Source organism: Halorubrum sp. PV6 (assembly GCF_003990725.2).
Taxonomy (GTDB): domain Archaea; phylum Halobacteriota; class Halobacteria; order Halobacteriales; family Haloferacaceae; genus Halorubrum.
Window position 1 is genome coordinate 1,887,697 of sequence record NZ_CP030064.1, and the last position, 20,730, is coordinate 1,908,426.

20 protein-coding genes are annotated in these 20,730 nt (G+C 69.6%); 12 read left to right on the forward strand and 8 right to left on the reverse strand.

Annotated elements, in window-relative coordinates:
* Positions 1 to 50 precede the first annotated feature (50 nt).
* Positions 51 to 446, reverse strand: a complete 396-nt coding sequence (locus tag DOS48_RS23335; RefSeq protein ID WP_127118005.1) for a DUF5830 family protein — start codon at positions 444 to 446, stop codon at positions 51 to 53.
* Between the two features lie 125 nt (positions 447 to 571).
* Here DOS48_RS23335 and DOS48_RS23340 point away from each other — a divergent pair, with 125 nt between their 5' ends.
* Genes DOS48_RS23340 through DOS48_RS23350 form a run of 3 tightly spaced genes read left to right on the forward strand, consistent with a single transcriptional unit; the run spans position 572 to position 3,114 of the window.
* Positions 572 to 1,855: a tRNA pseudouridine(54/55) synthase Pus10 gene (locus tag DOS48_RS23340; protein WP_127118006.1), complete on the forward strand. Its 1,284-nt coding sequence runs from the start codon at positions 572 to 574 to the stop codon at positions 1,853 to 1,855.
* Between the two features lie 54 nt (positions 1,856 to 1,909).
* Positions 1,910 to 2,587, forward strand: a complete 678-nt coding sequence (locus tag DOS48_RS23345) for a universal stress protein (protein WP_127118007.1) — start codon at positions 1,910 to 1,912, stop codon at positions 2,585 to 2,587.
* A gap of 53 nt (positions 2,588 to 2,640) precedes the next feature.
* Positions 2,641 to 3,114 (forward strand): Lrp/AsnC family transcriptional regulator, encoded by a 474-nt coding sequence (locus DOS48_RS23350; RefSeq protein WP_127118008.1) that lies wholly within the window; start codon positions 2,641 to 2,643, stop codon positions 3,112 to 3,114.
* 24 nt (positions 3,115 to 3,138) lie between these two features.
* Here DOS48_RS23350 and DOS48_RS23355 read toward each other — a convergent pair whose 3' ends face one another.
* Positions 3,139 to 4,155, reverse strand: a complete 1,017-nt coding sequence (locus DOS48_RS23355; RefSeq protein WP_127118009.1) for an amidohydrolase family protein — start codon at positions 4,153 to 4,155, stop codon at positions 3,139 to 3,141.
* A 327-nt stretch (positions 4,156 to 4,482) separates the two neighbouring features.
* On the opposite strand from DOS48_RS23355, the gene DOS48_RS23360 reads away from it, so the two are divergent.
* From DOS48_RS23360 to trpG, 6 genes are all read left to right on the forward strand, one after another.
* Positions 4,483 to 5,973, forward strand: a complete 1,491-nt coding sequence (locus tag DOS48_RS23360) for a proton-conducting transporter membrane subunit (protein WP_127118010.1) — start codon at positions 4,483 to 4,485, stop codon at positions 5,971 to 5,973.
* Positions 5,963 to 8,380: a DUF2309 domain-containing protein gene (locus DOS48_RS23365; protein ID WP_127118011.1), complete on the forward strand. Its 2,418-nt coding sequence runs from the start codon at positions 5,963 to 5,965 to the stop codon at positions 8,378 to 8,380. The genes DOS48_RS23360 and DOS48_RS23365 overlap by 11 nt, the downstream gene beginning before the upstream one ends.
* A gap of 110 nt (positions 8,381 to 8,490) precedes the next feature.
* On the forward strand, positions 8,491 to 9,516 hold the full coding sequence (trpD, locus tag DOS48_RS23370) for an anthranilate phosphoribosyltransferase (RefSeq protein WP_127118012.1): 1,026 nt from the start codon (positions 8,491 to 8,493) through the stop codon (positions 9,514 to 9,516).
* Positions 9,516 to 10,160 (forward strand): phosphoribosylanthranilate isomerase, encoded by a 645-nt coding sequence (locus DOS48_RS23375; RefSeq protein ID WP_127118013.1) that lies wholly within the window; start codon positions 9,516 to 9,518, stop codon positions 10,158 to 10,160. Before trpD ends, DOS48_RS23375 begins: the two co-directional genes overlap by 1 nt.
* Positions 10,157 to 11,806: an anthranilate synthase component I gene (gene trpE / locus DOS48_RS23380; RefSeq protein WP_127118014.1), complete on the forward strand. Its 1,650-nt coding sequence runs from the start codon at positions 10,157 to 10,159 to the stop codon at positions 11,804 to 11,806. Before DOS48_RS23375 ends, trpE begins: the two co-directional genes overlap by 4 nt.
* Positions 11,803 to 12,408, forward strand: a complete 606-nt coding sequence (gene trpG, locus DOS48_RS23385) for an anthranilate synthase component II (protein ID WP_127118015.1) — start codon at positions 11,803 to 11,805, stop codon at positions 12,406 to 12,408. Before trpE ends, trpG begins: the two co-directional genes overlap by 4 nt.
* Here the strand turns inward: trpG and DOS48_RS23390 are convergent.
* The 6 genes from DOS48_RS23390 to DOS48_RS23415 all read right to left on the reverse strand — a co-directional run bounded on the left by DOS48_RS23390 (position 12,396) and on the right by DOS48_RS23415 (position 18,278).
* Positions 12,396 to 13,109 carry a molybdenum cofactor biosynthesis protein B gene (locus DOS48_RS23390; RefSeq protein WP_127118016.1) on the reverse strand — a complete coding sequence of 238 codons (714 nt, stop codon included), beginning with the start codon at positions 13,107 to 13,109 and terminating at the stop codon, positions 12,396 to 12,398. The genes trpG and DOS48_RS23390 overlap by 13 nt on opposite strands.
* A 101-nt stretch (positions 13,110 to 13,210) precedes the next feature.
* Entirely contained in the window at positions 13,211 to 13,627 is a 417-nt protein-coding gene (locus DOS48_RS23395; RefSeq protein WP_127118017.1) for a hypothetical protein, read from the reverse strand.
* 83 nt (positions 13,628 to 13,710) lie between these two features.
* Positions 13,711 to 13,926, reverse strand: a complete 216-nt coding sequence (locus DOS48_RS23400; RefSeq protein WP_226929130.1) for a hypothetical protein — start codon at positions 13,924 to 13,926, stop codon at positions 13,711 to 13,713.
* Between the two features lie 128 nt (positions 13,927 to 14,054).
* Positions 14,055 to 16,250 (reverse strand): PAS domain S-box protein, encoded by a 2,196-nt coding sequence (locus tag DOS48_RS23405; protein ID WP_127118018.1) that lies wholly within the window; start codon positions 16,248 to 16,250, stop codon positions 14,055 to 14,057.
* 71 nt (positions 16,251 to 16,321) lie between these two features.
* On the reverse strand, positions 16,322 to 17,560 hold the full coding sequence (locus DOS48_RS23410) for an NAD(P)/FAD-dependent oxidoreductase (protein WP_127118019.1): 1,239 nt from the start codon (positions 17,558 to 17,560) through the stop codon (positions 16,322 to 16,324).
* Positions 17,561 to 17,699: 139 nt separating this feature from the next.
* A complete protein-coding gene (locus DOS48_RS23415) occupies positions 17,700 to 18,278 on the reverse strand; it encodes a DUF1684 domain-containing protein (protein WP_127118020.1) in 579 nt (192 codons plus the stop codon).
* A 158-nt stretch (positions 18,279 to 18,436) separates the two neighbouring features.
* Here DOS48_RS23415 and DOS48_RS23420 point away from each other — a divergent pair, with 158 nt between their 5' ends.
* The 3 genes from DOS48_RS23420 (at position 18,437) to DOS48_RS23430 (ending at position 20,730) form a co-directional block, all read left to right on the forward strand.
* Positions 18,437 to 19,033: a DUF6149 family protein gene (locus DOS48_RS23420; RefSeq protein WP_127118021.1), complete on the forward strand. Its 597-nt coding sequence runs from the start codon at positions 18,437 to 18,439 to the stop codon at positions 19,031 to 19,033.
* A 61-nt stretch (positions 19,034 to 19,094) separates the two neighbouring features.
* Positions 19,095 to 20,135: an AI-2E family transporter gene (locus DOS48_RS23425; protein WP_127118022.1), complete on the forward strand. Its 1,041-nt coding sequence runs from the start codon at positions 19,095 to 19,097 to the stop codon at positions 20,133 to 20,135.
* Between the two features lie 49 nt (positions 20,136 to 20,184).
* Complete coding sequence (locus tag DOS48_RS23430; RefSeq protein WP_127118023.1) at positions 20,185 to 20,730, forward strand: TspO/MBR family protein; 546 nt, start codon at positions 20,185 to 20,187, stop codon at positions 20,728 to 20,730.

Here is a 20,730-nt window from a genome sequence, read left to right on the forward strand (position 1 = left end):
GACCCGCCGCTGAACGCGCCACGTCTCGCACGCCGTGCCACCCGCGGCCGCTACTCCGTCCGGGAGTCGTCGCCGTCGCGCCCGGTCACCTTCCGGATACAGGATGAGCCGAACGGGCCGAGTTCGCCGGCGTCCAGTTTCACGAAGTGGCCGGTCGTGATCGTCGTCCCGCAGCGGCGACAGTCGAACTCGCCGTCGCGCTGGACCACTTGGCGCTCGTAGTTCACGTAGGTCCCGCCGCGCCGGACGCTGAGAAGCGCGCCCTCGCGTTCGATCACGCCGCGCTTCTCGGCGGCGTCTAAGATGTCGCGCGTGAGCGAGGGGTTCGTCGTCACCGTCTCGATCCGGTCTATCGCGTCCGGCAGCGCCAGCTCCTCGTGTTCGAGGTGGGCCAACAGCTCGACGCCGAGCTCCAGTTTCTCCTCGCGCGAGGCCGGGCCGTTCACGGTCGCCGAGACAACGCGGACCTTCTTAAGTCGGCCGGGAGTCGCCCGCGGGTCGCTCTCCGCGGTCGCCCGCGGGCCGCCCGCGATGTAGTAAGACAGTTACCACGCGGCCCGCTGGAGGACGTATGGACGTACTGGAGGTCGCGGCGCGGGCGACCGAGACGGGACCGGTGTGTGACGCCTGCCTCGGCCGACTCGTCGCCGACCGGAGTTTCGGGCTATCGAACGCCGAGCGCGGGTCGTCGCTGCGGACCGCGCTCGCGCTGCGCGACGACGAGGACCACGAGCCCGTCGACACCGCGGACTGTTGGATCTGTGAGGGCCGCTGTACCGAGTTCGACGCGTGGGCGGAACGCGCCGCCGAGGCGGTCGAGGACATCGAGTTCGCCACCTACAACGTCGGCACGCGCCCGCCGCCGTTGATCGAGGAGAACGAGGCGCTGCTCCGCGCGGACGCCGGCCTCGACGACGACGCGGGCGAGCCGTTTAAATCGGAGTTCAACCGCGAGGTCGGCAAGCGGTTCGGTCGGCTCACGGGCGCGGAGGTCTCGTTCGACCGCCCCGACGTGCAGTTCACCATCGATCTGGCCGAGGACGCCATCGACGCGAAGGTGAACTCCACGTTCGTGTACGGTCGCTACCGGAAACTGGAGCGCGACATCCCCCAGACCGAGTGGCCCTGCCGCGAGTGTAAAGGCTCCGGGCGACAGGGCGCCGACCCCTGTGACCACTGCGGCGGCTCCGGCTACCTCTACGACGACAGCGTCGAGGAGTACACCGCGCCCATCGTCGAGGACGTGATGGACGGCACCGAGGCGACGTTCCACGGCGCGGGTCGCGAGGACGTGGACGCCCTGATGCTCGGGACGGGCCGGCCGTTCGTGATCGAAGTCGAGGAGCCGCGTCGCCGCCGGGTCGACACCGAGCGCCTCCGGGCCGACATCAACGCCTTCGCCGACGGCGCCGTTGAGGTCGAGGGGCTCCGCCTCGCGACCTACGACATGGTCGAGCGGGTGAAAGAACACGACGCGGCCAAGCGCTACCGCGCGCAGGTCGCCTTCGACGCCGACGTGGACGCCGACGCCCTCGCGGCCGCGGTCGAGGAACTGGAGGGGACGACCGTCGAACAGTACACGCCGAACCGGGTCGACCACCGGCGCGCGAGCCTCACCCGCGAGCGCGACGTGTACGAGGCGACCGCCGAGCGCGAGGACGCGCGCCACGCGACCGTCGAGATTCACGGCGAAGGCGGCCTCTACATCAAGGAGCTCATCTCCGGCGACGAGGGGCGCACGGAGCCGAGCCTCGCCGGCCTCCTCGGCGTCGGCGCCGAGGTCACCGCGCTCGACGTGGTCGCCGTCGAGGGGGAGTCCGAGCCGTTCGAGCAGGACGCGTACTTCCGCGAGTGACCTGTCGACTGTGTGACCAACGGGATTTATCAGACGCACGTCTGACGAAGAGGTATGAACGGGAGCGAGGCCGGCGAGGGGGGCGGCGGAGCGACTGAACCGGGGATCGACGGCGCCCCGAGCGAGGACGCCCCGCAGGTCGGCGAGCCGATAGTGGATGCCACGGTCGCGGCGGCGGTCGAGTCGACGGCGACGGCGACCGACGCGTCGCTCGAACGGGCGGATCGCGCGTCGCGGCCGGACCGCGTCTCCTCGATCCTCGTCGCCGTCGCACCCGGCCCGCACTCGGGGGCGACCGTGGACGTGGCACGGGCGATAGCGGACGCGACCGAGGCGTGGCTCGAACTCTTTCACGTCGTCCCCTCGGACGCCGCGCTGGCCGACGGCCCGCCGGGGACGGCCGGCAGCGAGGCCGCACACGCCGACGATACGCCGCAGACCGGGGGCGACCAAGCCGACTACGTCGCGACCGGCGAGGGGATGCTCGACGCCGCCCGCGACCGGCTGGGGAGTTTCGACCGGGTCGACCGCTGGCTCGTCGAGGACCGGTCGGCGGCGGGCGCGATCGTCGAGCAGTCGCCCTACTACGATCTGGTCGTCATCGGCGCGCCCACGACCGGGACCGTCGGGCGGTTCGTCTTCGGCTCCACGGCCGACACCGTGATCGACGACGCCGCGGTCCCCGTGGTCGTCGTCGAGGGAGACGGCTCGGCCGCCTTAGAGGGGTCGTAGTCGGCGGAGCGGCCGACGTGAAAGGTAAAGTGCCCGTGCCACGGAGATCCGGCATGGCAGAGGACCCGATCGACGACGTGGACAGGGCGATCCTGTACGCGCTACAGGAGGACGCCCGGAACAGCTCGTCCGGGGACATCGCGAAGCGAACGGGCACCTCGGACAGCACCGTCCGCAAGCGCATCCAGCAGCTCGAGAGCGACGAGATAATCAAGGGGTACAGCGCCGAGGTCGACTACCAGGAGTCGGGGTACCCGCTTCGGATGCTGCTCTACTGTACCGCGGCGATACCCGAGCGCGGGAAGTTGCTGCCGAAGATCCTCGAAATCGACGGCGTCGTCTCGGTACAAGAGTTGGTCACCGGCGAGCAGAACCTCCTCGTCACCGTGGTCGGCGAGTCGGACGGCGACATCACGCCCGTCGCACAGGAGCTGCTCGACATGGGCGTGACCGTCGCCGACGAGGTCCTCGTTCGGAGCCACGAGACGACCCCGTTCGGCAAGTTCGACGCGGAGACCGACGAGTAACCGGCTTCCCTTTTAAATAGCCCCTCAGCCGATCACGCGCTTGACATCGAGCGCGCTCGCGCGGCGGACCACCGACGCGACGGGGTCGACCGAGTCGGCCAAGTTGTTCGACGCGCCGTCGAGGACGACGAGCGCCGCCCGGCGGCCGGGTTCGATGACCCCGCAGTCGAGGCCGGCGATCTCCGCCCCGGCGGTCGTCGCCATCCGCAACACCTCGCGGTCGGTCACGTCGAACCGCTTCGCCGCGTCCGCCATCTCGCGGAACATCGACGGCGAGTTCAACATGACGTTGTCCGTGCCGAGCGCGACGGTCGTGTGATCGAGGAGGGAACGCAGCGGCGCGTCCCCGACGCCGAGGACCGTGTTCGCCCGCGGGCACACGGCGATCGGGACTGACTGGGACGCGACGCGGTCGAGGTGCTCCCGTTCGGCGTGGACCATGTGGACGAGCAGGTCCGGGTCTAAGTCGAGCGCGGGGTGGATGTCGGTCGCGTCCGGCTCGCCGGCGTGGATGGCGAACGGGACCCCGCGTTCGGTACAGGCCGCGCGCTGCGTGGAGAACTCGTTGTCGTTGGCGCCGGACGCCCCGTAGCCGTCGGCGACGTCGAGGACGGCCGGGTCGTCGCTGCCGAAGATGAACGGGTCGACGGCGACCGGCTCGGCCGCGTCGCGGAGCGCTCGCGCTCCGTACACGCCGTTCTCGCGGAAGTCGAGACAGGATACCGTCCCCGTCTGGCGCATGTACCGGAGGGTGCGCCGCATCGCCGCCACGAGGTCGTCGCGGTCGGCGGCCGCCAGCCGACGGTGTTTGCGGCTGTTCGGCGGGGCCACGGCCTCGTCGAGCGAGAGGCCGACGGCCGCCTCCTTCGCGACGGAGTCGCCGATGTGCGTGTGCGCGTTGACGAACGCCGGCAGGACGATGTCGTCCGACGACGTGTCGGTCTCCTCGACCGCCTCGATCCGGCCGTCCTCGACGACGAGGCGGCCGCGGATCGGCTCGAACGACTCCCCGGCGAGAATCGTCCCCGTGAGTTCCTCCATACGGACACACCGGAGCGGGCAACGATAGGGTTTTCTGACCGCGGAGAGCGAACGCCCCGGTCGCCGACCGGCCCGGCCGTCGTCGCGTCGATCCGCTCGTCGACCGGCGCGTCGATCCGCGCGACGGCGCAGGCCGCCACAGACCGCCTGTCCGTCCCGAATTCGAGTAGTGTAATGTTTTATAATGTTCTTTAAACAGGCCTTTTGCGAACAAATTGGGAATACAGATAGATTTAATAGTTAATCTGTTCTCCAGACAGAGTGAAGACGACCAAATTCGGTTTGCCGACGCGCGTCGGCCGCCGATACCGGTCGACTGGACTGACAATGGCAGGACGCACCTCGAACTCGGCGGTCGGAGCGCTTCCGGACACGGCGACGGAGTCGTCGCTCGTGCCCGTCGCATGCACGTGGCTCGCGTGGTCGCTGTTCGTGGCGAGCCTCGCGGCGCTCGTCGGCCGAGTTGGGTTCGGCGTCGGCGTCGGCTGGGAGATCCCCGGCTTCGTCGCCGTCGACGGGCTGACGGTCCTGATGTGGGTCGTCGTCACCTTCTTCGGCGGTATCGTCCACAGCTACTCCCGCCGGTACATGGCGGGGAGCGCCCACGAGACGAAGTTCTTCGTCGGCGTCTTCGGATTCGTGACGGTCGTGCTGCTGCTCGTCGCGGCCGACCACCTCGCCCTGTTCGCCCTCCTCTGGCTGGCGATGGGGCTGGTGATGGCGGGGCTCATCGGCATCGCCAGCGGCTGGGACCAAGCGCAGGCGGCCGGGGCGCTCGCGCGTCGCTACTTCGTCGCCAGCAGCGCGCTGCTCGGCGTCGCACTCGGCGCGCTCTGGTGGACGACCGGCGCGACGACGGTGTCCGGCGTCGCAGCGAGCGCGGACGCGCTCGGCGGCCCGGTGTGGCTCCTCGCCGCCGGCGCGCTGGTCCTCGCGGCGATGATCCAGTCCGCGCTCGTCCCGTTCCACGGGTGGCTGCTCTCCTCGATGACGGCGCCGACGCCGGCGTCCGCGCTGATGCACGCCGGGTTCGTCAACGCGGGCGGCGTCCTCCTGTTGCGCTTCGCGCCCGTCGTCACCGTCGACGCCGGACTCATGCTCGCTATCGTCGCGCTCGGGGCGACCAGCGCGCTCCTCGGAAAGCTCCTCAGGTCCGTCCGCCCGGACGTGAAGAGCAAACTCGCCTGCTCGACGATAGGCCAGATGGGGTTTATGATCATGCAGGCCGGCCTCGGCTTCTTCGGCGCGGCGATCACCCACCTCATCCTCCACGGCTTTTATAAGGCCTACCACTTCCTCGGGGCGGGCGGCGAGGTCGAGCGGACGAATCCGAAGCCCTCGTCGACGGACTCGGTAGGGCGTCTCGGCGCCGTCGTGACCCTCCTGACCGGGCTGGCCGGCGGTGCGCTGTTCGTCTTGGTCACCGGGAAGGGAGCGGGCTTCGACACCGGGCTCCTGCTGGCGCTTTTCGTCGTGTTCACGACCCTCCACGCGGCCCGCAACGTGGTCCGCCGCACCTCGTTGCCGGCGACGGTCCGGTACGGGGCGATCCCCCTGGTGTTTCTGCCCGCCATCACCGTGTACGCGGTCGTGTACCGGGGCGTCTCGGCGGTTCTGACCGATGTCCCGCTCGTCACGGCGCCGACCGAACTGACCGTGTTCCACGGTGTCGTGGCCGTCGCCTTCCTCGCCGCGTACGTCGGGGTCGACGCGGGCGTCCACGAGCGCAGCCGGCGGCTCTACGTCGCGCTCGTGAACGCGAGCCACCCGTCCGCCGGGACGGTGCTGACGAACGCGGAGGATTACAATGAGTACTGAACCCACCATCGAAGCGCGTATCGACGAAGCGGCGAAGACGGTCGGCTCGGTCTGGCCGATCCACTCGTTCGTGACGGCCAACCCCCTCTCGGGGTTCGAGGACCTGCCGTTCGGCGAGGCGGTGACGCAGGCGGCCGACCTGTTGGGCGGCCGCGGGTACCCGAGCCGGGAGACGTTCCGGGCGGCGCTCGAAGACGGCCAGATCGACCGGGAGCAGCTCCGCGACGCGCTCGACGCCCGCGGGTTCGACGACGACCCCGAGACGCTGCTCGAACGCCTCGACACCGGGGTCGAATCCGAGCCGGCGGACGCGGCCGACGAGCGGGTCGACCACGTGCTGACCAAGTGGCTGGCCGCGTTCCTCGACGAGGGGAGCGCGAAGTGGGCGATGCCGGACCGCGACGCGGGCTTTTATACCGCCTTCCGCGCGGTGGCCGAACACGACGGCGACATCCCCGACGCCGGCGTCGTCGCCTCGTTACCCGAGACGCCGGCTGCGGCGATCGAGGCCGTCCTTGAGGCGCACCCGGAACAGCAGTGGATACCGATCTTCGAAGAGCAGCTGGCGGCGCTGCCGGGCTGGACCGGCTTCATCAAGCAGCGCGCCGACGCCGACCGCGACTGGCAGTCGGCCTGTCCGATGACGCTCGTCGACTACCTCGCGGTCCGCCTCTCGCTGCTCGACGCGTTCGGCGTCGACATCGAGACGGACACCGGCCCGGCGACCCCCGGCGCCGACCCCGCCGACGAACTCGCCGAGGCCTTCCTCAGCGCGTGGGAGGCGAGCTACCGCGCGGCGGTCGTCGACCACGTCGCCGACGAGAGCCGGGCGCTGGCCGAGCGCGAGACCGCGGAGGCCGAGCGCCCCGACGCCCAGTTGGTTTTCTGTATCGACACGCGCTCTGAAGTGTTCCGGCGCCACCTCGAAGCCACGGGCGCGTACGAGACCCACGGGTACGCCGGCTTCTTCGGCGTGCCGATGGAGTACAGCGGGTACGACGCCGAGGGGCCGGTCGCCGCCTGTCCGCCGATCGTGGAGCCGCAACACCGGATCAGCGAGACGCCCGTCGACGAGGAGACGCGGGCGCGCCACGACCGCCTGACGAGCATCCGCGAGGTGGCGGGCGAGGTGCTGGAGTCGCTGAAGACAAACCCCGCGAGCGCGTTCGGCTTCGTCGAGAACGCCGGAAGCGGGTACGGCGTGGCGCTCGCGGCGCGGACGCTCGTTCCCGGTCGCGTCCGCGAGTTCCTGACGAGCGCCGACGACGCGGTGCCGGACGACCACGAGTTCTGCGACCAACTCGTCAGCCACCAGTTCACGCACGCCGACGGGCTCCCGGTGGGGCTGACCCACGACGAGAAGGTGGAGTACGCCGCGACCGCCTTCGACCTGATGGGCTGGACCGAGTTCGGCCGCCTCGTCGTGTTCACCGGCCACGCCAGCGAGACGGCGAACAACCCCTTCGACTCGAGTCTGGACTGTGGCGCCTGCGCCGGGAACCCCGGCGGGCCGAGCGCGCGCGTGCTCGCTCGGATCTGTGCCGACTCGGACGTGCAGGCGGCGCTGCGCGAGCGCGGCTTCGCAATCCCCGACGACACCGTCTTCCTCGCCGGCCAGCACAACACGACGACCGACGAGGTGGAACTGTACGGCGACGTGCCGGCGAGCCACGAAGCCGATCTGGAAACTCTGCGCGCCGACCTCGAAACCGCCCGCGAGAACGCGGCCGCCGAGCGCGCCGAGGCGATGGGCGTCGACGCCGCCGCCGGCGCCGACGAGGTGCGGCGCCGCGCCGGCGACTGGGCCGAGACGCGTCCGGAGTGGGGGTTGGCGGGCAACGCCGGCTTCGTCATCGGGCCGCGCGAACTGACGAGCGAGGCCGACCTCAACGGGCGCGCGTTCCTGCACTCGTACGACTGGACGACCGACGACGACGGCGACGCCCTCGAAGCGATCCTCACCGGCCCGATGGTCGTCACGCAGTGGATCAACACGCAGTACTACTTCTCGACGGTCGACAACGCGGTGTACGGCAGCGGCTCGAAGATCACCCACAACCCGGTCGGCAACGTCGGCGTCTATCAGGGCAACGGCGGCGACCTGATGACGGGCCTCCCGCTCCAGTCGCTGATGGCGGCCGACGACGAGCCGTACCACCAGCCGCTCCGCCTCTCGACCGTCGTCCACGCGCCGGTCGACCGGGTGACTGAGGCGATGACGGGCCACGAGTCGGTGACGAAGCTGCTGGACAACGGCTGGCTCTCGCTGACGGTCGTCGACCCGACGCAGGACCACCGCGCGTTCCACTACGCCGGCGAGATGGAGTGGGCGCCGATGGACGACGGCGACGCCGTCGAGCCGACTCCCGAAGCGGCGGCGACCGAACCCGCGGTCGCGGACGACTGACGACTCCCGGCGACTTTTTCGGCGTGCGATCGTGTGCCGCGACGGCGACAGCGTTAAATTGGTGTACAGATTTGTACATCATAACGCGAAACAATACATCGGTGTACACAATGAATATCACAGACACGGTCAAACGCGTGACGGACGGGACGGACCTGACGGTCGACGAGGCGCGCGAGACCGCACGACTGGTCTTCGAGGAGGCGACCGAGGCGCAGATCGGCGCGCTCCTCGCCGCGCTCCGGGCGAAGGGAGAGACCGAGGCGGAGATCGCCGGCTTCGCCCAGGGGATGCGCGACGCCGCGCGGACGATCGACCCGGACCGCGAACCGCTCGTCGACACCTGCGGGACCGGCGGCGACGACTACGACACGATCAACGTCTCGACGACGGCCGCCATCGTCGCGGCGGGCGCCGGCGTGCCGATCGCCAAACACGGCAACTACTCGGTCTCCTCCTCGTCGGGGAGCGCGGACGTGCTGGAGGTCGCCGGCGCCGACGTGGAGGCGGAGCCGCCCGCCGTCGAGGAAGCGATCGAGACGAACGGGATCGGCTTCATGCTCGCGCCCGTCTTCCACCCGGCGATGAAGGCCGTCATCGGCCCGCGCAAGGAGCTCGGGATGCGGACCATCTTCAACGTCCTCGGCCCGCTCACCAACCCGGCCGGCGCCGACGCCCAGGTCCTCGGCGTGTACGACCCGGACCTGGTGGGGACCATCGCCCGGTCGCTCGCGCACATGCCCGTCGAACACGCCTTGGTGGTCCACGGCGCGGGGATGGACGAGATCGGGATCCACGACGAGACGGTCGTCGCCGAGGTGACGGGCGAGGAGGTCCGGGAGTTCACGATATCGCCCGAGGACCTCGGGCTCGATCGCGCGCCGATCGAGGCCGTCGCCGGCGGGACCCCCGAGGAGAACGCGGCCGACCTCCGGGGTATCGTCGACGGCTCCGTCACCGGCCCCAAACGCGACTTGGTGCTCGCGAACGCGGGCGCCGCGATCTACGTCGCCGGCGAGGCCGAGACGCTCGCGGCGGGCGTCGAGCGCGCCGCGGAAGCGATCGACTCGGGGGCGGCCGCGGCGAAGTTCGCGGCGCTGTGTGGCGGCGAGACCGCGGCGTCGGAGGCGAACTGATGGCCCGCGTGAAGATCTGCGGGCTGACGCGAGAGGCCGACCTCCGCGCCGCGGTCGACGCCGGCGCCGACGCGATCGGCGTCATCACGGACGTGCCCGTCGACTCCCCGCGCGAGGTGGACCCGGCGACGGCGGCGGAACTGCTCGCCGACGTGCCGCCCTTCGTCACCGCGACGCTCGTGACGATGCCGGAGTCCGCCGAGCGCGCGGTCGAGCTCGCGCGGATGACGACCCCAGATGCGATCCAGCTCCACGGCGAGTGGACCCCCGACGAACTGCGATACATCCGGGCGGAGACGGCGCGGAAGGTCCTGTTGACGGTCGACGCCGACGACCCGGCCCGCGCCGAGGAGTTCGACGGGGCGGTCGACGCGCTCGTCGTCGACTCGACCGACGAGTCGGGCGCGGGCGGCACCGGCGAGACGCACGACTGGCGCGCGACCGGCGACCTCGCGGCCCGGCTCACCACGCCGGTCGTCCTCGCTGGCGGGCTCACGGCCGACACGGTCGCCGAGGCCGTCCGCGTCGCCGACCCCTTCGCGGTCGACGTCGCCTCCGGGGTCGAGATCGAAGACGGCCGGAAAGACCACAACGCGGTGGCCCGCTTCGTCGCGAACGCGGGACGGGAGATGGAGTTGGCATGACCGACGCGAACCCGCTCGACCGCTCGAAGGCCGAGTTCGTCGAGCTCGCGGCCGACGCCGAAAAGCCCGTCGTGGTCCGCGCGTCCGCGTCGCTCGACGCCGACGTGACGCCGCTCGCGGCGTACGCCACGCTGGTCGGCGACGGCCCCTACGGATTCCTCTTGGAGTCCGGCGAGAAGGTCGCCTCCAGTGACCCGGACGGCGCGTTCACCGCGGACGGCGACGCCGACAAACACGCCCGCTACTCGTTCGTCGGCTACGACCCGGAGGCGATCATCTCGGTCCACCCCGACCGGACCGACGTGACGCGGCTCGCCCCGGCGGCGGAGTTTATTAACGGTGACGGCGATGACGACGGCGCGTTGGGGCCCGCAGCGGGCGACGCGATAGATCGGATCCGCGCGGCGTTCCCCGACGTGCGCCTCCGTGGCTTTCCGGACACCGACCGCCAGATACTCTCCGGTGGCTTCGTCGGCTTCCTCGCGTACGAGGCCGTCTACGACCTCTGGTTGGAGGAGGTCGGCGTCGACCGCCCAGCGACCGAGTTCCCGGACGCGGAGTTCGCGCTGACGACCCGGACCGTCGTCTTCGACGACAAGGAGGGCACCGTCGAACTCGTCTGTACCCCCGTCGTGGGCGTCGACGACGACCCCGCGGCCGTCTACGACGACCTCGTCGCCGAGGCGGAGCGGGTTCGCACTGAACTCCGAGATGCATCGCCGCCGGACCCCGGCGGCATCCGGGTCGACGGCGAGACCGCGGGCCCGCGCGAGGAGTACGAGGAGGCGGTCCGGACCGCGAAACGGCACGTCCTCGACGGCGACATTTATCAGGGCGTTATCTCGCGGAGCCGCGAGCTCCGCGGCGAAGTCGACTCGCTCGGCCTCTACGCGGCGCTGCGCGAGGTGAACCCCTCGCCGTACATGTACGTCCTGCGCCACGACGACCGCAGCATCGTCGGCGCGAGCCCGGAGACGCTGGTGTCGGTGCGGGGCGACCGGATCGTCTCCAATCCGATCGCGGGCACCTGCCCGCGGGGGACCAGCCCGGTCGAGGACCGTCGCCTCGCCGGGGAGATGCTCGCCGACGCGAAGGAGCGCGCCGAACACACGATGTTGGTCGACCTGGCGCGCAACGACGTGCGGCGCGTCTCCGAGGCGGGCTCCGTGCGCGTCGAGGAGTTCATGAACGTCCTCAAGTACAGCCACGTCCAGCACATCGAGTCGACCGTGACGGGGACGCTTGCGGCCGACGCCGACGCGTTCGACGCGACGCGGGCGACGTTCCCGGCCGGGACGCTCACGGGCGCGCCGAAGGTCCGGGCGATGGAGATCATCGAGTCGCTGGAGGCGACCCCGCGAGAGGCGTACGGCGGCGGCGTCGGCTACTACTCGTGGACCGGCGACGCCGACTTCGCCATCGTGATCCGGACGGCGACGCTCGACGAGTCGACAGAGGACGACGGCTCGACCGAGACCGCGGTGACGGTCCGCGCCGGCGCCGGGTTGGTCGCCGACTCCGACCCGGCCGCCGAGTACGAGGAGACCGAACAGAAGATGGACGGCGTGTTGGCCGCGATCGACCGCATCCGCGAGGAGCCGGCGGCCGAAGAGCCGCTGCCGGCCGGCACGGAGGCCGACGAATGAACGTCGTCATCGTCGACAACTTCGACTCGTTCACCTACAACCTCGTCGAGTACGTCTCCGATCAGCCGCTCGACGGCGAGGCGATCGACGTAACGGTTTTGAAGAACACGGCGTCGCTGGCGGCGATCGAAGCGGCCGAGCCGGACGCGATCATCATCAGTCCCGGCCCCGGCCACCCGAAGAACGACCGCGACGTGGGCGTGACGATGGCGGTGTTACGCGACCTCTCGCCGACCGTGCCGACGCTCGGCGTCTGCCTCGGGCTTGAGGCCGCAGTCTACGAGTACGGCGGGAGCGTCGGGCACGCGCCAGAGCCCATTCACGGGAAGGCGTTCCCCGTCGACCACGACGGCGTCGGGGTGTTCGCCGGCCTCGAACAGGGGTTCCGCGCGGGCCGGTATCACTCGCTGGCCGCGACCGAGGTCCCGGACGCGTTCGAAGTGAGCGCGACCACCGACCACGAGGGCGACGAGATCGTGATGGGGATCCGGCACCGCGAGTACCCGATCGAGGCGGTCCAGTTCCACCCGGAGAGCGTGTTGACCGCCGCGGGCCACGACCTGATCCGGAACTTCCTCACGGGCGTCCGTCAGGAGGCCTGATCGGCGTCGCCGTCGGCTGACTCGGGAGCGGGCGTCTGTTCCGCGTCGGCGTCTTCGTCTTCCGCTTCGGGTTCCGTATCGTCGTCGCTGTCCCGGCTCGCGAGCCCGACGAGGTGGCCGATCTCGGGGAGGATGATCTCGTCGACGCCGAGTCGGACCGCGTTCTCGGAGCCGGGGAGACAGAAGACGGGCGTCGCGGTCGTGACGCCGGCGACCGCTCGCGAGCCGATCGTGTGCGTGCCGACCTCTTCGTAGGAGAGCCGGCGGAACAGTTCGCCGAATCCGGGGAGCGTCTTGGCGAAGAGCGGTTCGACGGCCTCGGGCGTCACGTCGTCGGGCGTCACGCCCGTCCCGCCGGTGGTGACGACCGCGTCGGTGTCGTCCCGGCGCGCGAGCCGGTCGACGGTCCCCTGCACGCTGTCGTACTCGTCGCGGACCAGTTCGTGGACGGCGATCTCGTGGCCGGCCGACTCGAACGCGGAGACGAGGTACTCGCCGGAGGGGTCCTCCTTGAGCGTCCGCGAGGACGTTACCGTTACGACGGCGACCGAGACGGACGCTGCGTCGTGGCTGTGATGGCCGTGATCGTCCCCGCCGTCGTGATCGTGGCCGTGATCGTCCCCACTGTCGTGTGCGTGGCCGTGATCGTCTCCGCCGTCGTCGCCGTGCCCCTGACTCTCGGAGTCGTGCGCGTCGCTCATGGGCCACTGTATCTCGCCGACGGTGAAAACACCTCTCCGACGCCCCGGCCGACTTCGCCGGCATCGGTCGACGCGAGGGGGCCGCGATGCGGCCGATCCGTTTACGGCCAGTCGTCGCGCGTAGGCTCTTCTGCGGCCTCCGACGCCTCCTCGCCGGTCGCGAGGGTCCATCCCGCGGCCTCGGCCGCGTCGTCGACGTGGAGGAACTCCCAGTCGGTCGCCTCAGCGAGCGCCTCGTCCGCTTCGTCGACGCCGACGAACACGTGTCGATCCGTGTCGAACTGCTGTGCGATGTTCTCTAAACTCTCCTCGACGCCGCGCGGCCCCGAAAAGAAGTCCTGTCGCACGCGGTGTTTGCGGGTGAAGTTCGTGACGACGTAGGTCGGTTTCTCGCTGACGACGCCGACGTACTCCGTCCACTGCCGGGCGTTGTTGAACACGTCGTTGGGGTCCGCGAGAGCCTTCAGCGCCTTCAGTTCGAACGCCAACGTCATGTCGGTAGATCCGCCACTATCCATGTCCATCTCTTCTCCCGGCGAGCGAAAACAACTTCGCTTCCGTGTTCTCGCCCGGCGCTTCGAGGTCGGTGGCGACGACCGCCTCAGCGCGCGCGGACCTCGAAGTACTCGGTGTACTTCACCACGTCGCCGTCGTCGAGGTCCGTCGTCTCGGGGACGGTCCACGGGCCGTCGGCGAGTTCCGCGACCACGGCCTGCGTCTCGTCGGCGAGTTCGTCGAAGTGACGGACCGTCGTGTCGGCCGGGACTCTGCCGGTGCGCCGGAGCCGCATCCGCCGGTTGGTCTCTCGGACTGGCATATGGTGACATATAACATGGTTATTCAATATAAATCCGTCGCCGACGGAACGGGTCGGAGACGGCCGACGCGCCGCGAAACCGACGGCTGAGAGAGCGAGAGTGACGTGTCGATCGGAGCCCCCTCGGGTTAGCAGTCCGACCGCGAGAGCGTGAGCGTCACGACCGTGCCGCGGGGCTCCGCCTCTTGCACCGCGGCGACGCCGCCGGACTGCTGGACCACCCAGTAGACGAGCCAGAGACCCAGGCCGCTGCCGTGATACAGGGCGTCGACCGCGGTGCCGTCGACGAGCACGTCGCGGTTCATGCCGGTGAGCCCCGGTCCGTCGTCTTCGACTTCGACCGTCACCCGCTCGTCGTCCGCCGTCACCCGCACCGCGACCGCGGGCGCCTCGCGGTCGTGGTGGACGATCGAGTTCCGCACCAGCTCGGCCATCGCCCGCGAGATCCACGCCGTCGCCGCGGCGACCGCGGTCCCGTCGTCCGGCACCGACACCTCGACGGTCGCGGCGGGGTGTTCCGTGCCGATGGTCTCGGCGATCTGTCTCGCGGCGCGGCCGACGTCGACCGGTTCGATCTCCGGCGAGTCGCCCAACACCTCGGTGATGTGGTGGGCTTTCTCGCTCGTCTCCATGAGGGTGTCGGCCCGCGAGATGACGTACTCGGCCGCGTCGACCACGCCCTCGTCGACGTCGCTCGCGCCGCCCGTCTGGGCCTCGCCCGAGGCGATCTGTCTCGCCTGCCCGCGGATAACCGTCAGCGCGTTCCGGAGGTTGTGTTGTAACACGCGGTCGACGACCCGGAGCTGTCGCGCGCGGTTTTCGCTGTCGGTCACGTCTCGGAGGACGCCGACGACCCCGGCCGGCTCCTCGCTTCCCGGCTCCTGAAGCGGGTAGTACCGGATGTCGAACGTCCGCGTTCCCCGAACCGGGTGGGTCCGCTGTGCGCGGTACTCGACGGTCGTCCCCTCCAGGGCGCGTTCGACCTGGCGGTCGACCGTCTCGTACCCCTCCGGCGCGACCACGTCTTCGAGCGTCAGGCCGGTCACGTCGCCGGGGCCGATCCCGTGGTACTCTCGGTACTGCGGGTTCGCGAACAGCAGCTGCTTGTCGCGGTCGACGGCGGCGATGAGGTCTGTCGCGCCGTTTATCGCGCGCTCGTACCGCTCTAACTCTCGTTCGCGCTCCTTGCGGTCGGTGATGTTCCGGCAGATGGCGAACGTCCCCACGAGGTCGCCGTCGCCGTCGTAGTAGGGGCTCCGCTGCGTGCTGAACGTCGCCTCCTTTCCGCTGTGAGGGAACTCCGGTGAGGTCTCGTACTCCCTCGGCGTCTCGGTCGCGAGGACCGCCCGGCGGTGGTCGTCGATGTCCTCGGCCGTCGCGTCGTCCATGAACGCCGCTTCGGTCTCGCCGTACAGCTCCTCGCGGGGGACGCCGGCGAACTCGCTTACCGCCTCGTTGAGCAGTTCGAACCCCCCGTCTCGGTTCTGGAGCAGAACCGGGTCGTCCAGCCGCTCGACGATGTCGCGGTACTGTTTCAGCCGCGCCATCGCCTCCTTGCGGTCGGTGATGTCGGTCTGGATCGCGACGAGCCGCGTGACCTCGCCGTCGTCGTCGGTCACGGGCGCGATCGTCTGATGGGCGTGGTACAGCTCTCCCCCGCGACGGCGGTCGACGAGCTCTTCTTCCCAGACCTCGCCGTCGAGGACGGTCGACCACAGCGCCTCGAAGTAGGCGTCGTCCATCTCGCCGGAGTTGAGGATCGCCGGCGTCTCGCCTATCGCCTCGTGTTTCTCGTAGCCGGTGTGTTTGGTGAACGCCGGGTTGACGTACTCGATGGTCCCGTCGGTGTCGGTCACGTATATCGCGTGTCCGGCGTGTTCGACGAGGTTCCGGAACGTCGCCAACTCCGCGCCGCCGTCCCCCTCGATCCCGTCCCGGAACACGCCGGTGTAGACGGCGCCGGCCGCCTCGTCGTCGACGCTGTGTCGGTAGAACTGCACCGAGAACGTCAGCGCGTGGCCGTCGGCGTGTCGGATCGACACGGGCACGGTTCCGACCGCGGCCGCGCCGTCGGCCTCGGTCAGCCGGTCGCAGAGCGACGCCACGAACGCGTCCGGGTCGTCGTCCGCGACGATCGATGCGAGCGGCTGCTCACAGAGCACGCCCGGATCGTACCCGACGACCGCCTCGGTGGCCGGGTTCGCGTGGACGACGGTCCCGTGTTCGTCTATCGAGACGACCGGGTCGGAACAGTCCTCGACGAACGACGCGAAGAATCCCGCGTCTGGAACCGGCGGCGTCTCGGGCTGTGCTCCGGGAGCCATTAGAGTGGTTCGTAGGCCGTAGACCAATGAAAAGGTACTGGAAGCGAGCGCGCGCGGTCGGACCGCCTCCCCTACTGTTCGGTCGGCGCGGCGAGGTCGTCGACGGAGAAGCCGGGCTCCATCAGCTGGTCCGTCTGCCCCGACACGTCGCGCCCCTCGCGCATGAGCTGTTTAAATGCGGACTGCGGCGAGAGGTCCCCGATGAGGACGCCGCCAACGATTTTCCCGTCTTTGAGCGCCACGCGGCGCCACTCGCCCTCGGCGGTGGTCGCCTCGACCGAGTCGTCGCCGAGCGTCGGGTGGCCAAAGGAGAGGAACGGGAAGTCGAAGTGGGTGATCGAGTACGACGAGACCCACTTGAACGCCTCGCTCTCGTACTCGACCATGTTGCGGGCGGCGATGGTCCCCTGCTCTTTGGCCGACCCCCACGAGCCGTTCTTCGCCCGATCGCCTAAGATGAGGTCGTTGAACGTCGTGATGTCGCCCGCGGCGAACACGTTGTCGACGTTGGTGCGCATGAACTCGTCGACGACGATGCCGTCGTCGGTTTCGAGCGGCGTGTTCTCGACGAGTTCCGTGTTGAAATCGAGGCCGATGGCGACGCCGGCGAAGTCGCACTCGTAGCGCTCGCCGTTCGGGTCGACCGCGGCCTCGACGTGGCCGTCGTCGTCGACCTCGAAGTGATCGACGCCGGAGTCGAAGACCGGCTCGACGCCGCGCTCCCGCATCGCGTCGTGCATGATCTCCGCGCCCTCCTCGGAGAGGGCGTAGCGCCACCAGCAGTCGCCGCGCATCAGGTACTTCGCCTCGACCTCTTGGGCGCCGCAGATGGCGGCGAAGTCGATCCCTAAGAGTCCGGCGCCGACGATGACGGCCCGCTCGGCGTTCTCGACGCTCTCTTTGATGTTCCGGGCGTCCTGGAACGTCCAGAAGTGGTGGATCCCGTCGGCGTCCGCGTTCTCGACCGGCAGCTGCTGAGGGGTGCCGCCGACCGCGAGCAGCAGCGAGTCGTAGTCGAACGTCTCGCCCTCGTGGGTGTGGACCGCGTCGTTTTCGGTGTCGATGTCGACGACGACGGTGTTGAGTCGCAGGTCGACATCGTGGTCGTCGTACCACGATTCCTGATGGATCGAGATCGGCGCTTCGGGGAGCTTCCCCTTCGCGTACTCTTTGATCAGGATCCGGTTGTAGAGGGACTCCCCCTCGTCGGTGAGAACCGTGATATCGGCGTCGGGCGCTTCCTCGCGGAGCGTCTCGGCCGCGGACGCACCCGCGATACCGTCACCGATGATCACGTACGAATCGCTCATAGTCGAGCGTTCGGATTCATGGTTAATGTGGGTTGTCATCCGCGGCTGACGGTGTGGGACTCCGACGCAGACCGCGACGGCGACGCGGCCGCCGACGGGCCACCGCGCGGCCGCTCAGGGCGGTGAGCCCCTCGCTCCGTCAGTGTTCGCTCCCCGCGGGCTCGCCGGGGAACGCCCGTTCGCCCGCCTCGATCGGGACGTCGAGCCAGTTCTCCATCGGGATGAGCGGGCACTCGTACGCGTGGTTGTACGCGCAGGTCGGGTTGTACGCGGCGTTGAAATCGAGGACCCACTCGCCGTCGACCCGGTCGTGGTCGGGCGTTAAATCGAGGTAGCGACCCGCGCCGTACGTCGTCTCACCGTTCGTCTCGTCGCGGAACGGGACCCAGAAGCGGTCGCCGCCGTCCGTCGGTCGATACGCCTGCAGGGTCACCGACTCGCCGGCGACCTCGAACCGGAACTCGCCCCAGCGCCGGTAGGTCTGCTCGCCGTCGGCGGTCGTCTCGACGGTCACCGGTTCGGGGTCGTCGTGTTCGAAGAGCGGGAGCACGAACCGATACGCCGGGTCGGGCTCGAAGTAGTCGAGGCCGGGGAACGCGTCGCCCCGCATCGAGACCGGCAGCGGGGACCGGCCCGAGTCGCGGAACTGTTCGGCCTTCGCTCGCCGCTGCGCCTCGATCTGTGCCTCCCAGTCGTCGCCGTTCGGACTCGTTGCCATCGTCGTCACGATATTGTCTTTTTAGCACAATAACGCTTCCGCGGCGCGGTCGGCTCGGCACACGAGCGTGCCGACTCGCTCGCTGTGCGGTCGCCGAGGCGGCCGCTCGCGACCCCGCGACGCCACACATTCAAGAGCGTCCCGACCCAACGACGCGTATGAAGATACGGCAGAACATCCGTCACTGGGCCGCCAAGAAGGCGTTGACCACGCCGGTCGTCGGCGACGTCGCCAACGACAAACTCGTCGACCTCCACACGAGCATCTTCCTCAACAAGGCCGACGAGGAGCGCCGCGAGGAGCGCCGCGACCACCTCGATAGCTTCTTCGACGCGACGATGGACACGTACGTCGCCGCGTTGGAGGCCGGCCACACCGAGGCGGCGGCCCGCGAGATCACCCACGTCCAGGCCAACTTCGACTTCTTCAACCACGGCTGGACGGAGATGATGGAGATCCCCGGCGACGAGCTGGAGGAACACTACCGGCGCTACGAGTCCTTCTTCGCCGCCCACGGGATCACGATCGACGACCCGCTCGGGGAGTTCCGGCCCGTCGACGGCGTCGACGAGGCCCCCGAGACGCCGGAGAAACTGAAGACCGCCGAGTACGAGAACGCGCTGGCCGGCTTCGCCGACGACGTGTACGTCGAGACCGACGACGGGGAGACGGTCGTCGGCGGCGAGACGGAAGAGCCGGACGAGGTCGACCCGTCCGCCGCCCCCGGACTCGACGAGGACGAAGCGAGCGCCTGAGCGTCGGCCACCGGCGGCGAAACCCGCCCACGTTTATACGTGGTGGGCGTGACGAGTTCACATGAACCGCGGGCAATCGTTCCTGCTCCTGCTCATCGGGACGGTCGCGTTTCTGACGATATTCATCATCAGCCCGTTCGTCGAGTACGTCATCGCCTCGGCGATCCTCGCGTACATCCTGTTTCCGTTCCACGTGCGGCTCTCGCGGCGCTTCCGCGGGAGACTCGGCGGTCGCCTCGGCGAGTCGCTCGCGACCCGACTCGGGAACATGCTGTCCGCGCTGGTGCTCATCGGCTCCTCGCTCGTCGCCGTCATCCTCCCGCTCGTGTACATCTCGTGGGTGTTCATCCGCGATCTCACGGAGATCGCGCGGGGGAACACCGGTATCGACGTGGCGGCCATCGAGGCGGAGATCGCGGCCCTGACCGGCGAACAGGTGGCGATCGGCGAACTGCTCGCGACCGTCGGCCAACTGCTCGCGAACACGCTCTTCGGCGGGGTCGGCGGGATCGTCACCACCACGCTCCGGGCGTCGGTCGGGCTCTCGCTCGCGCTGTTTTTAGTGTACTACACCCTCCTCGACGGGCCGGCGTTTATCAAGTGGGTCCGGCTGACGAGTCCGCTCCCGTCGAACGTCACCGCGGACCTCGTCGACCGCGTCGACGCGATGACCCGCGGGGTCGTGATCGGCCACATCGTCGTGGCGCTGCTGCAGGCGCTGGTCGCGGGACTGGGGCTGTGGGCCGCCGGGATCCCCAAGGTCGTCTTCTGGACGTTCGTGATGGCGGTGCTGGCGCTGGTGCCGCTCGTCGGGGCGTTCTTCGTCTGGGGGCCGGCGGCGGCGTACCTCGTCGCGGTCGACCAGGTGGCCGCGGGGGTGTTCCTCGCGGTGTACGGCGTCTTCGTCATCGCGATGGTGGACAACTACGCGCGGCCGATCGTGATCGACCAGCAGGCGCACCTGAACCCGGCGGTGATTCTGCTCGGCGTGTTCGGCGGGATCTACTCCGTCGGGTTCACCGGCCTGTTCGTGGGACCGATCGTCATCGGCATCCTGGCGGCGACGCTCGAAACGTTCCGCGAAGACTACGACGTGATCTGAGCGCAGATCGCCTTTTAAGCCTCTCGCGCGCTTATAAACGATCACGCATATGTCCTCACCCGATTCGCCCGGCACCGTCGTCGGCGCGCGGCTGCCGGACGGTCGCACCGCGCTGTTCGTCGTCGCCGCCGCGGTCGCGGTCAACCTGATCGGCGCCGTCGGCGTCCCCTTCACCGCGACCCAGAGCCCGTGGTTCGCGGGGCTCGACCTGCCCGCGTACTACCCGCCGGGCTGGGCGTTCGGGGTGGTGTGGCCGATACTGTACGCGCTCATCGGCGCCGCGGCCGCGCTCGTCTTCCTCGGCGGGCGCGAGGCGCGGGCGGGGGAGACGGGTCGGCTCACGCGCGACGCGCGGGTCGCGCTCGGGCTGTTCGCCGTCCAACTCGTCGTCAACGTCGCGTGGTCGCCCGTCTTCTGGGGGCTCGAACGCCCGGACCTGGGGCTCGTCGTCCTCGGGCTCCTGTTGCCGCTCGTCGGCGCGACGACGGTCGCGTTCGCCCGGATCGACCGGCGAGCCGCCCTCCTGCTCGGGCCGTACCTCGCGTGGGTCTGCTTCGCGACCGCGCTCAACTACGGCATCTGGGCGCTGAACTGA

What these genes read in the sequence shown, in the direction of transcription:
- DOS48_RS23415 (WP_127118020.1), bottom strand. Translation starts at nt 18,278, where the DNA reads ATGGCAACGAGTCCGAACGGCGACGACTGGGAGGCACAGATCGAGGCG.
- DOS48_RS23420 (WP_127118021.1), top strand. Translation starts at nt 18,437, where the DNA reads ATGAAGATACGGCAGAACATCCGTCACTGGGCCGCCAAGAAGGCGTTG.
- DOS48_RS23400 (WP_226929130.1), bottom strand. Translation starts at nt 13,926, where the DNA reads ATGCCAGTCCGAGAGACCAACCGGCGGATGCGGCTCCGGCGCACCGGC.
- trpD (WP_127118012.1), top strand. Translation starts at nt 8,491, where the DNA reads ATGAATATCACAGACACGGTCAAACGCGTGACGGACGGGACGGACCTG.
- DOS48_RS23365 (WP_127118011.1), top strand. Translation starts at nt 5,963, where the DNA reads ATGAGTACTGAACCCACCATCGAAGCGCGTATCGACGAAGCGGCGAAG.
- DOS48_RS23350 (WP_127118008.1), top strand. Translation starts at nt 2,641, where the DNA reads ATGGCAGAGGACCCGATCGACGACGTGGACAGGGCGATCCTGTACGCG.
- DOS48_RS23360 (WP_127118010.1), top strand. Translation starts at nt 4,483, where the DNA reads ATGGCAGGACGCACCTCGAACTCGGCGGTCGGAGCGCTTCCGGACACG.
- DOS48_RS23345 (WP_127118007.1), top strand. Translation starts at nt 1,910, where the DNA reads ATGAACGGGAGCGAGGCCGGCGAGGGGGGCGGCGGAGCGACTGAACCG.
- DOS48_RS23425 (WP_127118022.1), top strand. Translation starts at nt 19,095, where the DNA reads ATGAACCGCGGGCAATCGTTCCTGCTCCTGCTCATCGGGACGGTCGCG.
- DOS48_RS23390 (WP_127118016.1), bottom strand. Translation starts at nt 13,109, where the DNA reads ATGAGCGACGCGCACGACTCCGAGAGTCAGGGGCACGGCGACGACGGC.
- DOS48_RS23395 (WP_127118017.1), bottom strand. Translation starts at nt 13,627, where the DNA reads ATGGATAGTGGCGGATCTACCGACATGACGTTGGCGTTCGAACTGAAG.
- DOS48_RS23410 (WP_127118019.1), bottom strand. Translation starts at nt 17,560, where the DNA reads ATGAGCGATTCGTACGTGATCATCGGTGACGGTATCGCGGGTGCGTCC.
- trpE (WP_127118014.1), top strand. Translation starts at nt 10,157, where the DNA reads ATGACCGACGCGAACCCGCTCGACCGCTCGAAGGCCGAGTTCGTCGAG.
- DOS48_RS23405 (WP_127118018.1), bottom strand. Translation starts at nt 16,250, where the DNA reads ATGGCTCCCGGAGCACAGCCCGAGACGCCGCCGGTTCCAGACGCGGGA.
- trpG (WP_127118015.1), top strand. Translation starts at nt 11,803, where the DNA reads ATGAACGTCGTCATCGTCGACAACTTCGACTCGTTCACCTACAACCTC.
- DOS48_RS23375 (WP_127118013.1), top strand. Translation starts at nt 9,516, where the DNA reads ATGGCCCGCGTGAAGATCTGCGGGCTGACGCGAGAGGCCGACCTCCGC.
- DOS48_RS23430 (WP_127118023.1), top strand. Translation starts at nt 20,185, where the DNA reads ATGTCCTCACCCGATTCGCCCGGCACCGTCGTCGGCGCGCGGCTGCCG.
- DOS48_RS23340 (WP_127118006.1), top strand. Translation starts at nt 572, where the DNA reads ATGGACGTACTGGAGGTCGCGGCGCGGGCGACCGAGACGGGACCGGTG.
- DOS48_RS23355 (WP_127118009.1), bottom strand. Translation starts at nt 4,155, where the DNA reads ATGGAGGAACTCACGGGGACGATTCTCGCCGGGGAGTCGTTCGAGCCG.